This window comes from Streptomyces sp. NPDC050738 (assembly GCF_040654175.1).
GTDB lineage: Bacteria > Actinomycetota > Actinomycetes > Streptomycetales > Streptomycetaceae > Streptomyces.
Genome location: NZ_JBFAHN010000001.1, coordinates 813270 through 825204 on the forward strand (window position 1 = coordinate 813270; position 11935 = coordinate 825204).

At 68.7% G+C, this 11935-nt stretch carries 13 protein-coding genes and 1 tRNA gene; 9 read left to right on the forward strand and 5 right to left on the reverse strand.

All coding sequences use genetic code 11. From position 1 onward, the window contains the following. Nucleotides 1-8 precede the first annotated feature (8 nt). Nucleotides 9-1514 carry an MFS transporter gene (locus AB0H78_RS04045; RefSeq protein WP_363232630.1) on the reverse strand — a complete coding sequence of 502 codons (1506 nt, stop codon included), beginning with the start codon at nucleotides 1512-1514 and terminating at the stop codon, nucleotides 9-11. Nucleotides 1515-1632: 118 nt separating this feature from the next. On the opposite strand from AB0H78_RS04045, the gene AB0H78_RS04050 reads away from it, so the two are divergent. The 7 genes from AB0H78_RS04050 to purM all read left to right on the forward strand — a co-directional run bounded on the left by AB0H78_RS04050 (nucleotide 1633) and on the right by purM (nucleotide 7645). Further along, on the forward strand, nucleotides 1633-2364 hold the full coding sequence (locus AB0H78_RS04050) for a helix-turn-helix domain-containing protein (protein WP_363232631.1): 732 nt from the start codon (nucleotides 1633-1635) through the stop codon (nucleotides 2362-2364). Nucleotides 2365-2374: 10 nt separating this feature from the next. Then, a complete protein-coding gene (locus tag AB0H78_RS04055; RefSeq protein WP_363232632.1) occupies nucleotides 2375-3169 on the forward strand; it encodes a sterol carrier family protein in 795 nt (264 codons plus the stop codon). Nucleotides 3170-3210: 41 nt separating this feature from the next. Further along, nucleotides 3211-4026 carry an META domain-containing protein gene (locus AB0H78_RS04060; protein WP_363232633.1) on the forward strand — a complete coding sequence of 272 codons (816 nt, stop codon included), beginning with the start codon at nucleotides 3211-3213 and terminating at the stop codon, nucleotides 4024-4026. 100 nt (nucleotides 4027-4126) lie between these two features. Further along, on the forward strand, nucleotides 4127-4417 hold the full coding sequence (locus AB0H78_RS04065; protein WP_363232634.1) for a hypothetical protein: 291 nt from the start codon (nucleotides 4127-4129) through the stop codon (nucleotides 4415-4417). Then, the gene (locus AB0H78_RS04070; RefSeq protein WP_363232635.1) at nucleotides 4414-4905 is read left to right on the forward strand and encodes a hypothetical protein; all 492 of its coding nucleotides are present in this window, start codon (nucleotides 4414-4416) and stop codon (nucleotides 4903-4905) included. Before AB0H78_RS04065 ends, AB0H78_RS04070 begins: the two co-directional genes overlap by 4 nt. Before the next feature lie 112 nt (nucleotides 4906-5017). Beyond that, on the forward strand, nucleotides 5018-6544 hold the full coding sequence (gene purF / locus AB0H78_RS04075; protein WP_363232636.1) for an amidophosphoribosyltransferase: 1527 nt from the start codon (nucleotides 5018-5020) through the stop codon (nucleotides 6542-6544). A 33-nt stretch (nucleotides 6545-6577) separates the two neighbouring features. Beyond that, nucleotides 6578-7645: a phosphoribosylformylglycinamidine cyclo-ligase gene (gene purM, locus AB0H78_RS04080; RefSeq protein WP_363232637.1), complete on the forward strand. Its 1068-nt coding sequence runs from the start codon at nucleotides 6578-6580 to the stop codon at nucleotides 7643-7645. 77 nt (nucleotides 7646-7722) lie between these two features. Here the strand turns inward: purM and AB0H78_RS04085 are convergent, their stop codons facing one another. Together AB0H78_RS04085 and AB0H78_RS04090 are read right to left on the reverse strand one after the other, a co-directional pair. After that, the gene (locus tag AB0H78_RS04085) at nucleotides 7723-7989 is read right to left on the reverse strand and encodes a DUF3073 domain-containing protein (RefSeq protein ID WP_363232638.1); all 267 of its coding nucleotides are present in this window, start codon (nucleotides 7987-7989) and stop codon (nucleotides 7723-7725) included. Between the two features lie 289 nt (nucleotides 7990-8278). Next, nucleotides 8279-9370 carry a Glu/Leu/Phe/Val dehydrogenase dimerization domain-containing protein gene (locus AB0H78_RS04090; protein ID WP_363232639.1) on the reverse strand — a complete coding sequence of 364 codons (1092 nt, stop codon included), beginning with the start codon at nucleotides 9368-9370 and terminating at the stop codon, nucleotides 8279-8281. Between the two features lie 154 nt (nucleotides 9371-9524). On the opposite strand from AB0H78_RS04090, the gene AB0H78_RS04095 reads away from it, so the two are divergent. Together AB0H78_RS04095 and bldC are read left to right on the forward strand one after the other, a co-directional pair. Continuing rightward, nucleotides 9525-10367, forward strand: coding sequence for a hypothetical protein (locus AB0H78_RS04095; protein WP_363232640.1), 843 nt, complete (start codon nucleotides 9525-9527; stop codon nucleotides 10365-10367). 479 nt (nucleotides 10368-10846) lie between these two features. Further along, the gene (gene bldC, locus AB0H78_RS04100) at nucleotides 10847-11053 is read left to right on the forward strand and encodes a developmental transcriptional regulator BldC (RefSeq protein WP_003949541.1); all 207 of its coding nucleotides are present in this window, start codon (nucleotides 10847-10849) and stop codon (nucleotides 11051-11053) included. 412 nt (nucleotides 11054-11465) lie between these two features. Here bldC and AB0H78_RS04105 read toward each other — a convergent pair whose 3' ends face one another. Further along, complete coding sequence (locus tag AB0H78_RS04105) at nucleotides 11466-11654, reverse strand: DUF6274 family protein (RefSeq protein WP_363232641.1); 189 nt, start codon at nucleotides 11652-11654, stop codon at nucleotides 11466-11468. Between the two features lie 149 nt (nucleotides 11655-11803). Further along, nucleotides 11804-11878: transfer RNA gene (locus tag AB0H78_RS04110), tRNA-Asp, on the reverse strand. Nucleotides 11879-11935: the final 57 nt, after the last annotated feature.

Genomic DNA, 11935 nt, shown 5'->3' on the forward strand with positions numbered 1-11935 from the left:
CCACCCGCTCAGGCGGCCACGCGGGATGTGGCCGGCTGAGCGGGGAGCCCGGCGCCGTCGGCCCCCGCTTGTTCTGCGGCGGTACGAGGCAGCCGCAGCGCCAGCACCGCCGCTACGGCCATCAGGCCTGACGCGCACCAGAAGACGACGCCTATCGAGTCGGTCAGCGCTCCCAGCGCCCGGGTGTGTGCCGCGCCGGTCAGCGTCGCGATGGCGCCGGCCGAGGAGCCGGGGCCGTGCGCCTCGTACAGCCGGGCGAGCACCGTGCCGAATACGGCGGCGCCGATCGCGTTCCCCAGCGTCTGGAAGAACCGGATCGCCGTCGTGGCCACACCCAACTGGTGTGCCGGTGCCGCCCCTTGGACGTACTGGATCAGCTGGCCGATCAGCAGACCGAAGCCCGCTCCCATGAGGAAGAGCTCGCCGCGGATCGCCCAGAGCGAGGTGTCCGTCCCTGTGGTGGCGAGCAGAGCGAAGGTGGCGGTGGCGATGAGGGTGCCGCAGATGACGGTGGACCGTGTCGTGACGCCCCGGTCGGAGAGCCGTCCGGCGAGGATGCCGACCAGGCTCATGCCGATCGCGAGCGGGATCAGATACAGGCCGGCGGAGGTCGAGGCGACGGAGCGCACGGTCTGCAGATAGATCATGACGTAGACGATCGCGCCCATCATCGAGGCGCCGACCAGCCCCTGGATGGCGAAGCCGTAACGGAGTTCGGGCACCTTGAACAAGGTCAGCGGCAGGATCGGCTCGGCTGCCGTGGCCTGTCGGCGCAGGAAGAGCGCGAGCGTGCCGAAGCATCCCACGGTGAGGGCAAGGATCTGCGGGGACGACCAGGCGTACGTCTTGCCGCCCCACTCGGTGACCAGCAGCAGACAGACCGCGAAGGCGGCGGCCAGGCCCGCGCCGGCGAAGTCGATGCGGTGGCGCACCGGGCCGGCCGGGAGCTTGAGCACGAGGACGGCGGCTATCAGGACCGCGATGCCGATCGGCAGGTTGACGTAGAAGATCCAGCGCCAGTTGGCGTGTTCGGAGAGGAAGCCGCCGATCGACGGGCCGATTGCCATTCCGGCGCCCGCGACGATGCCGCCGATACCCCCTCCGCTCTTGGGGCCGCTCTTCTCGCCGGGGCCCTTGAGCTGGGCGATCACGACCATCGTGATGCTCATCAGTCCACCGCCTCCGATGCCCTGGAGGGCGCGCGCGGCGATCAGCTGGTCCATGGACTGGGCGGCCCCGCAGAGCGCCGAGCCGAACAGGAAGGTGGCGATCGCGCCGATGAAGACCTTCTTGGCGCCGAGGGTGTCGCAGAGCTTTCCGTAGAGCGGGAGCGCGGCGGCCGAGGCGAGAGCGAAGGCGCTGATCAGCCAGGGGATCTTCTCGATGCCATGGGCCGGATCGAGGTCCTGGGAGATGGGCACGGTGGCAGCCGAGACGATGTTCATGTCGAGGACCGCGAGCAGGATCGTGGCGAGACATAGCCCCATCGCGATCTTCAACTGGGCTGCGGACATGGGTGGTTCCCCCTGGCTGTCGATGATTCCCCGATGGCGTGCTCCCACCATGGCAGAAGAAAATATACCGGGTCAAATTTTCATCCGGGATAAAAATTGATCCTGGTACAGTGAATCCATGAGGCAGTCCGGGACCAGGGAAGAGTTCGAGGAAACGCTCGCGAAGCTGCCGCTTCGTGAGCGGAAGAAGATCCTCACCAGGCGGAAGCTGATCCGTGTGGCGGTCGAGCTGTTCCTGGAGCGGGGGTACGACCAGGTGTCGGTCGCCGAGATCGCGGCGGCCGCCGATGTCTCGAAGATGACCGTCTTCAACTACTTCGGCACCAAGGACGACATCCTCCTGTCCCCGATGGAGGAGCACATCGGAGACGCGGCGAAAGCCGTGTGCGAACGGGCCCCGGGCGAGACGCCGTTGGCCGCCCTGCACCGCGACTTCCTGGAGCGGGTCGCCGCTCTCGACGCCTCGGTGGGCATGAGCGACGAACCGATCGTGCTGAAGCTGCGGAGCCTGATCGAGGAGACCCCGGTCCTGCTCTCGCGCGCACTCGTCTTCCGCCGTCGCAGTACGGCCCTGCTTGCCGCGGCCCTCGCCGAGGAGACCGGCGATCCGGTCACCGCCAGGCTCGTGGCAGCCCAGCTGGGGGCGGTGGGGGATGCGATCTCCGAGGAGAACCGCAGGCTCCTCCTGGAAGGCCGCCCCCTGGACGAGGTGGCCGCCAACGCCGTCCAAGTCGCCGGCCGCGCCTTCGCCCTGGTCGAACACGGCCTCGCGGGCTATGCCGTCAAGGAGGCGAAGGGAGAGAAGGAGGCGAAGGAGGCGAAGGGGGAGAAGGAGGCCGCGGCCTCTTAGGCTGGCTCCCATGCCCACGGCCAAGAAGCGTCCCCGCAGCTACGACCCGGCGAAGACCCGCGCCGCCGTCCTGGCCCAGTTCGCCGCCGTACGCACAGCGGTCGCCTCCCTCACCCCCGAGCAGCTCGCCGCGCCCACCCGCCTCGGCGACTGGACGGTGCGCGAGCTCGCCGCGCACCTCACCATGGCGGTGACGGCGGTCGCGCGCGGCCTCGACGCGCCTGAGCCGGCGAAGGCCGAACTGACCCCGCAGGACTGGCCGTTGAGCACAGCCCCCTATGCGCAGGCCGTCGACGAGAACGTCACGCGGCTCGCCGCGGAGAACGACCTCGCCGAGCTGTACGCGGACGCCGCGGCCCGCATCGGGCAGGCGCTCGCCGACCACCCCGGCGACCGCGTCATCGCCACCCGCACCGGGGCCATGAAGCTCACCGACTACCTCGCCACCCGCACGATCGAACTCATCGTCCACACCGACGACTTGAACGACGCGCTGCCCGGACTCGGCATCCCGTACGACCGCCAGGCGCTCGCCGCCTGCACCCGCCTCCTCGCGGACGCGCTCGCCGCCAGGCACCCCGGCGGCGCGACCGAGGTGCGCATCCCGCCCTACGCCGTCGTCCAGTGCATCGAGGGCCCCCGCCACACCCGCGGAACCCCGCCCAACGTCGTCGAGACCGACCCGCTCACCTGGATCAGGCTCGCCACGGGACGCACCGCCTGGTCCGCGGCGCTCGACGAGGCCAAGGTCTCGGCCAGCGGTGAACGGGCCGATCTCGCCGCCCTGTTGCCCGTCATGAGCTGACCCGGTGGAACCGGAAGCCCCGCCCGCCCCGTCCAAGCGCCATGCTGAAGCACCGTACGACCGTCGCCGCCCTGGCCGTCCTCACCCTGGCCGCCTGCGGCACGGAGAACACGCAGAAGAGCACGGAGAAGGGTGCGGGCGCCGGGTCGGGCGACGGCGGCATCACAGGCGTGCACTGGAATGTGGACACGCTGACCACAGACGGTCAGACGCTGCGCGCCCCGGCCGGTACGTACGTACAGCTCGACAACAAGGGCCACGCGACCGGCACTTACGGCTGCAATCACTTCCGCGCAGATGCCACGCTCAAGGGGGACACGCTCACCCTCGGGAACGGCGAGGCGACCGCCATGGGCTGTGCGCCGGACGTCACGGCCTTCGAGACCGCCCTCGCGAAGACCTTCGACGGCAAGCTCACCGTCCACCGCAAGGACGGCGAACTCACCCTGACCACCGCCGGGGGCGACACCGTCACCCTCACCTCGAAACCCGTCGAACCGCCCGCCCCGCTCACCGGTACCAAGTGGACGGTCACCACTCTGACCAGCGGTGACACCGCGAGCAGCCTCCCCAGGGGCACCGAGGGCAAGGCGTACTTCACCGTCGCGGACGACGGCTCCGTACGCGGCGCCCTCGGCTGCAACCGCCTGTCAGGTACGGCAAGGAAGGCAGCCGCCACCCTCACCTTCGGCCGGATGTCCACGACCCGCATGATGTGCCGGACTCCGGCCATGGAGTTGGAGCGACAGCTCATGAAAGTCCTCCGAGGGCAGGTGAATTACGCCGTCGACAGCGCGGGCCTGACCTTGACCGGCCCCGACGGCCGCGGCCTGAAGGCGACCCCGTCCGGCGCGTAACCCGTACGCACGCGGTGAAGTCGCGCCATCACATTCCGTGGCTTTGGCTGGACGTGCCTACGGGCATCCCCCCACCCCCGGCCCTCACCGAGCGCACCGCATGCCCCGCACCCGCATACCCGCAGTCCTGCTCACCGGCGCCCTGGCACTCGGTGCCGCCGCCGTCCCCACCCTGGCCCACGCCCAGCCGGCGGCCCCGCCGCCGGCGGGCAAGCCCGTCCCGGTCCCCGTCGACGGCGGCTTCATCAAGCTGAACCTCTCGGCCCAGCTCCTGGCCGAGCTCAAGGCCAAGGGCGTCGTCCTCACCCAGCTGGCCGCCGACTGCTCCGTCCCCAAGGACGCCAGGGCGAGGACGTCGTCAGCAACGTCACCTCGCTCAGCCTGGGCGTGACGTCCGGCGACGTCACCGCCCTGGACGCCAAGCTCGCGGGCAAGCTGCAGCTCTCCGACAGCTGCCTGGGTCTGGTCAACGTGAAGACGAAGGCCGCCGTCCTCCTCAAGAACCTCTCGGCCGACCTGACCACGGGCGTCATCGCAGGCACGGTCCAGAACGCCAAGGGTTCCACCGATGTCGCGCTCGGCGCGTTCGTGCGCCCGGCCGTCAACGCGAAGACCGTCGATGCCGCATCGAACTCGGTCACGCTCGATGCCGCTGTGACGCTCGACGCATCGGTGGCGGCCTCGCTCAATGCCGATCTCGGCGTCCACCTCTTCGTCGGCGGGGGTCCGCTCCTCGACGTGAAGAGCGACATCTCGCTCGCCAACGACGCCGACGTCACCGTGGCCCTGGGCCTGAAGGCGGGTGCGGGCGTCAATGTCAACGCCAACACGCAGCTCGACCTCGTGGCGATTCTGGGCGGGCTGCTCGGCGTGAAGTAACACAGAGTCATCGCCGCATCACGCCCGCCAGAACGCCATATACCGGGCACCTCGGTCGCTGGTCCGTATCCCCAATTCGGACCAGTGGTCGATCTCGCCTACACTCGGTGCCGTGCCTCGTGGTGATGGACGACTCAACCACGACCTGCTCCCCGGAGAGAAAGGCCCCCAGGACGCTTGCGGCGTCTTCGGTGTCTGGGCTCCGGGCGAAGAGGTCGCCAAGCTCACCTATTTCGGACTGTATGCACTGCAGCACCGTGGACAGGAGTCCGCGGGCATCGCAGTGAGCAATGGGTCCCAGATTCTCGTCTTCAAGGACATGGGACTGGTCTCCCAGGTCTTCGACGAAACCTCCCTCGGCTCCCTCCAGGGCCATATCGCGGTCGGTCATGCCCGCTACTCCACCACCGGTGCCTCGGTGTGGGAGAACGCGCAGCCCACGTTCCGTGCCACCGCGCACGGCTCGATCGCGCTCGGCCACAACGGCAACCTGGTCAATACGGCCCAGCTCGCCGAGATGGTCGGAAAGCTGCCGAAGGAGAACGGCCGCGCCACCCAGGTGGCGGCCACCAACGACACCGACCTGGTCACGGCCCTGCTGGCCGGCCAGACCGATGACGACGGCAAGCCCCTGACCGTGGAAGAAGCCGCGGCCAAGGTCCTCCCGCTCGTCCAGGGCGCCTTCTCCCTCGTCTTCATGGACGAGCACACGCTCTACGCGGCCCGCGACCTGCAGGGCATCCGCCCGCTGGTCCTCGGCCGCCTGGAGCGCGGCTGGGTCGTCGCCTCGGAGTCCGCCGCCCTCGACATCTGCGGCGCCAGCTTCGTCCGCGAGATCGAGCCGGGCGAGATGGTCGCCATCGACGAGAACGGTCTGCGCACCTCCCGATTCGCGGAAGCGAAGCCCAAGGGATGCGTCTTCGAGTACGTCTATCTGGCGCGCCCCGACACCGACATCGCGGGCCGGAATGTCTATCTCTCGCGTGTGGAGATGGGCCGCAAGCTCGCCGCCGAGGCCCCTGTCGAGGCCGACCTGGTGATAGCTACTCCCGAGTCCGGCACCCCTGCCGCGATCGGGTACGCCGAAGCCAGCGGAATTCCGTACGGCTCGGGCCTGGTCAAGAACGCCTACGTCGGCCGGACCTTCATCCAGCCCTCCCAGACGATCCGCCAGCTCGGTATCCGTCTGAAGCTCAACCCGCTCAAGGAAGTCATCCGCGGCAAGCGCCTGGTGGTCGTCGACGACTCGATCGTCCGCGGCAACACCCAGCGCGCCCTGGTCCGGATGCTCCGCGAGGCCGGCGCCGCCGAGATCCACATCCGGATCTCGTCCCCGCCGGTGAAGTGGCCGTGCTTCTTCGGCATCGACTTCGCCACCCGCGCCGAGCTGATCGCCAATGGCATGACGGTCGAGGAGATCGGCAAGTCCCTGGGCGCCGACTCGCTCTCGTACATCACGACGGACGCGATGATCGAGTCGACCACGATCCCCAAGGACAACCTCTGCCGCGCCTGCTTCGACGGCGAGTACCCGATGGACCTGCCGGACCCGGAACTGCTCGGCAAGCAGCTCCTGGAGACCGAGCTGGCGGCCGGCCCCGCGTCCACCGCAGCCGCCGACGCACTCCGTCGCCCGTAAGCCCTGTAGTACGACACGAAAGTTCTCACCCCCATGTCTGAGACCACTGGTGCCAGCTACGCAGCCGCGGGCGTCGACATCGAAGCCGGCGACCGCGCCGTAGAACTCATGAAGGAGTGGGTGAAGAAGACGCAGCGCCCCGAGGTCCTCGGCGGCCTCGGCGGATTCGCCGGCCTCTTCGACGCGAGCGCCCTCAAGCGCTACGAGCGCCCGCTCCTCGCCTCCGCGACCGACGGCGTCGGCACGAAGGTCGACCTCGCCCGCAAGATGGGCGTGTACGACACGATCGGCCACGACCTCGTCGGCATGGTCGTCGACGACCTCGTCGTCTGCGGCGCCGAGCCCCTCTTCATGACCGACTACATCTGCGTCGGCAAGGTCTTCCCCGACCGCGTCGCCGCGATCGTGAAGGGCATCGCCGAGGGCTGTGTACTGGCCGGCTGCGCGCTGGTCGGCGGCGAGACCGCCGAGCACCCGGGTCTGCTGGGCGAGGACGACTTCGACGTCGCCGGCGCCGGAACCGGCGTGGTCGAGTTCGACCAGCTGCTCGGCCCGGACCGTATCCGTAAGGGTGACGCGGTGATCGCCATGGCGTCCTCCGGTCTTCACTCCAACGGGTACTCGCTGGTCCGCCACGTCGTCTTCGACCGGGCCGGCTGGGCGCTGGACCGGGAGATCGAGGAGTTCGGCCGCACGCTCGGCGAGGAGCTCCTGGAGCCCACGAAGATCTACTCGCTGGACTGCCTGGCGATGACCCGCACCGCCGAGATCCACGGCTTCAGCCACATCACCGGCGGCGGTCTGGCCAACAACCTGGCCCGGGTCATCCCCGACCACCTGCACGCCACGGTCGACCGCTCCACCTGGACGCCGGGCGCGGTGTTCGAGCTCGTCGGCAAGGCCGGCAAGGTCGAGCGCCTGGAGCTGGAGAAGACCCTCAACATGGGCGTCGGCATGATGGCCGTCGTCCCTGAGGAGTCGGTCGACGTGGCGCTGGCCACCCTCGCCGACCGGGGCGTCGAGGCCTGGGTCGCGGGCGAGATCGAGGACCGCGGGGACAACGCCACGGGCGCGACCCTCACCGGAGACTACGACAAGTAGGCAGCACTAGACCCGGCCCGGGGCGCGAGGCCCCGGCCGGGTCAAGTGAGTGTGCCTGATATTGAGGTGTACGTACGTCAAGCGCCGCGGCGCTGCTGTTGCTGCGATGAAGAAGAAGCGGACTGGTCGTCCTCGTCCTCATCGTCGTCGTTGTAGCGATCCGCGTACTGTGCGTACGGGTCATCTTCCTCTTCGTCGTCCTCGAACGGCTCTGCGTTCGGTGGTTGACTCGTAGGAGATGCGCCCAGCTCATTGGCCAGACGCGACAGGTCAGTTCCGCCGCTGCTGTACTTCAGCTGGCGGGCGACCTTCGTCTGCTTGGCCTTTGCCCGGCCGCGCCCCATGGCTCGACCCCCTCGGTGACGGGGCTCGATGGCCCCAGAGTCTTGACACCCGTTCATGATTCGGAACGGGCTCTCCGTAGAGAGACCGGTCCGTAGGGCTTTAACGGTACCTGCTTCCGCGGCCATACGGTACGCCGCCCGCAGGAAGCACCACTTCGCAGAACCCGCGAGAAGCCCTGTCCTCGCTGGTCAGCTGCGATTTTAACCTCTTCTGGGCGACCGACCCGCCGAGGGGGGTGAGTCATGTCTCCCTGCGCCTCCCCTGCGGCGGGTCACTGTCTGACCACGGTCAGCTCCGGCGCGCCTCCGCCATGCGCTGCTCGGCGATCCGGTCGGCTGCGGCGGCCGGCGGAATGCCGTCCTCCTTTGCGCGAGCGAATATTGCCAGCGTGGTGTCGAAGATCTTCGCGGCCTTGGCCTTGCACCGGTCGAAGTCGAAACCGTGGAGTTCGTCGGCGACCTGGATCACGCCGCCCGCGTTCACCACGTAGTCGGGTGCGTAGAGGATCGCCCGGTCGGCGAGGTCCTTCTCCACGCCGGGATGGGCGAGCTGGTTGTTGGCCGCGCCGCACACCACCTTCGCGGTGAGGACGGGGACCGTCTCGTCGTTCAGGGCGCCGCCGAGCGCGCAGGGGGCGTAGATGTCGAGATCGCCCCAGGCCCCGGGGCGGATCAGCGCCTCCGTGTCGACGGCCACGGCGACCTCGGGGTGCAGGTCGGTGATGCGGCGTACCGACTCTTCCCGTACGTCCGTGATCACGACCTCGGCACCGTCCTGCAGCAGGTGCTCCACCAGGTGGTGCCCGACCTTGCCGACACCCGCGACGCCGACCTTCCGGCCGCGCAGGGTCGGGTCGCCCCAGAGGTGCTGGGCGGAGGCGCGCATGCCCTGGAAGACGCCGAAGGCGGTGAGGACCGAGGAGTCGCCCGCGCCGCCGTTCTCGGGGGAGCGGCCGGTGGTCCAGCGGCATTCGCGGGCGACGACGTCCATGTCGGCGACGTACGTACCGACATCGCAGGCCGTCACGTAGCGGCCGCCGAGGGAGGCGACGAACCGGCCGTAGGCGAGCAGCAGTTCTTCGCTCTTGATCAGCTCGGGGTCGCCGATGATCACGGCCTTGCCGCCGCCGTGGTCGAGACCGGCCATGGCGTTCTTGTACGACATGCCGCGCGCGAGGTTCAGGGCGTCGGCGACGGCCTCTTCCTCGGACGCGTACGGGTAGAAGCGCGTGCCGCCGAGGGCCGGGCCCAGGGCGGTGGAGTGGATGGCGATGACGGCCTTGAGGCCGGAGGCGCGGTCCTGGCAGAGCACGACCTGCTCGTGCCCTCCCTGATCCGAGTGGAAGAGGGTGTGCAGGACGCCGTCGGAAACATCGGTCACTGTGGTGACTCCCAAGTACGAAGCGGCGGTGGAGGACCCACCTATGGGTGGGGCAGGCCCAGTTGGGAGCAGATTAGGGCCTACGCACGCGTAGATCCGAGGAGGTGCCGAGGATCACTCCCTCGGGTCGCGGCAGCGTGGGACGATTCGGTCCATGGCGGTGGTGTCCTCGGTGATCGTTCCCTACACGTCCTATCTGCGGGTGTACGAGCCGCTCTCGGCCTTCCCCGAGCCCGAACGCGCCCACTGGGCGCGCTACGCCCGGCGGGCCGACCTGCCGACCGCCCAGGACGAACTGCGGTCCGCCCTGGCCGACTTGCTGCCCACGCCGCCGGTCGCCGTCCCCGTGCACGAGAGCGCGGACGCTTTCGTGGCACTGGTCGACGGGGTGGTGTGCGTCTGCCCGTGGCGGACCCGGCTGCGGAGCTGGCTGGCTCTGGGGGAGCTGGACGGGCAGTATCCGCAGCCCGTGCTCGATGTCGTACTGCCGCCGGTGGTGCGCCGGCAGGCGGCCGCGGACTACGAGCGGTGGCTGGAGCGGAACCCGGACGCGCGGCCCTGGATCCGTACGACGGTCTGGCACGTGCCGGTGCGGTGGTTCGCGCTCTTCGAGGACGAGGAGCGGGAGTACGCCAAGTCGGAGGGGGAGGCCGCCCCTGTGCTGCGCTACCGGACGCCGATGGTGCAGGCGCGGCGGCGTCTCGCCCGCGCCCTGAAGACGCTGAGAGAACACTTTGAGGAAGGGCCGCTCACCGAGGGCCTGGTGGACGTCGGGCGGTGGCTGGAGGAATTCCACCCCCGGTCCCTGGTCGAGCTGGACTACGGCGGCCTGGTGCATGTCCTGCCCGAGGCGGAGCTCGCCGAGGACCGGTCGGCCGCGGATGTCGCGGCGGCGGTCGCCGCGCTGCGCGAGGGGGACAGTGAGGGTGCGGATGCGGCGTACGCACGGCTGGGGGACCGGTGGCGGGCGGTCCGGGAGCGTCAACTTTCCAACTGAGGCCGTACCGACTTCGGTCGAACCCGGTACACGGGGGACCTAGGTCCTGAACCGGGCCTTTGCCTCAAGCGTGACGGACCGCACTAACCAGGGCCTTGCGCCCATCCCCCACCCTCGTGCCAAAATAGGACAAGGAGCCCGGGGAGGGCTCCTTCCGCCCGACTTTGGGGGGAAAGCTCGGCATTGCACTCTTTGGGGGTTCTGATGACTCCTGATCACCGTGTGACTGATCGTCACTGTGGCGTGACTGTCCGCTATGGCATGGTCCATCGGCGTTCCGCCGCTGTTGAACACCTCAGAGGGCAATTCCATCGGTTTGGCCGACGCGGCTGGACGGATGGTGTAGTTGTAGTGCCGAGGACAAGCCGTTCGTCCTATAACCGACTCGGCCCGTGTCTGCCATTTCGGGCAACGCGGGTCAAGGTGCAGAATTTAGAGGAATGAACCGAGAAGGTTCGGTTTTCCCGAGGAGGCCGCTCATGACCGCTCGCACCCCTGATGCCGAGCCGCTGCTGACCCCGGCTGAGGTTGCCACGATGTTCCGCGTGGACCCGAAGACGGTCACCCGCTGGGCCAAGGCGGGCAAGCTCACGTCCATCCGCACGCTGGGTGGACACCGCCGGTACCGCGAAGCAGAGGTACGCGCCCTGCTCGCGGGTATTCCGCAGCAGCGCAGCGAGGCCTGAACATCCCTTAACAGGGACTGAAAACGGACATATTCGGGTCCCCCAGCCCGGATCGTCCATCTATAGCTCCACCTGACGCTCGCCTGCCCCAACGGGCCGCGTCGTAGAACGTCATTGATCGCGCTGGACTCCGCCGGGTCCAGCGCGATCTTTTTTGTGCCCTGTTGGGGACCGCTGTGGGGACTCTTTGGGACTGCTGTGGGGTCCCTGGGTGCCGGGCCTCGGTACGGCCGCTCCTGACTCTGCGGTCAGCTCCACACGGGAGTGCAATTGCACATATTAAATTGGCCTGTTGTAGGGAGGGGGTAAGTTCACCGGTTCCCAAAACTCATCCCGTGACACCCGTCACACGGCACGACTCTTGCCAAAACCGAGCCTGCCACCCAAAAACCGGGCTGTGGGCAGGCGTTGGTCACTTCGCCGGGGGACTTTGGTCCCGCGCGGCCCTGGGTGCGGCGCCGGCTGCGGGCGGCTCCATGGCGAGGCGCAGGAGGCGATGGCAGACCGGGCAGTGCCTGGTGAGGTGTCGACGCCCCACGGAGGCCGCCAGATGGGCACGGAGGAGCGCGCGTGTCTCGTGCCGGTGTGCGGACGCCGTCATAGGTCCCCCTCCCGCTGCATCCCTGATGTCCGGGGTACCGCCGGGCACCGGGCGGGGTCAAGACGCAAGAAAGCCCGGATCCAGGGGATCCGGGCCTTTGGACAGCAGAAGGGCCCGCATCCGATGAGATGCGGGCCCTTCCGATCTTGCGGTCCTGACGGGATTTGAACCCGCGGCCTCCACCTTGACAGGGTGGCGAGCACTCCAAACTGCTCCACAGGACCTTGCTTGCCGCCGTATGTTCGCTTGGCTGCGAGACAGACTGTACAGCAGGTCAGGGG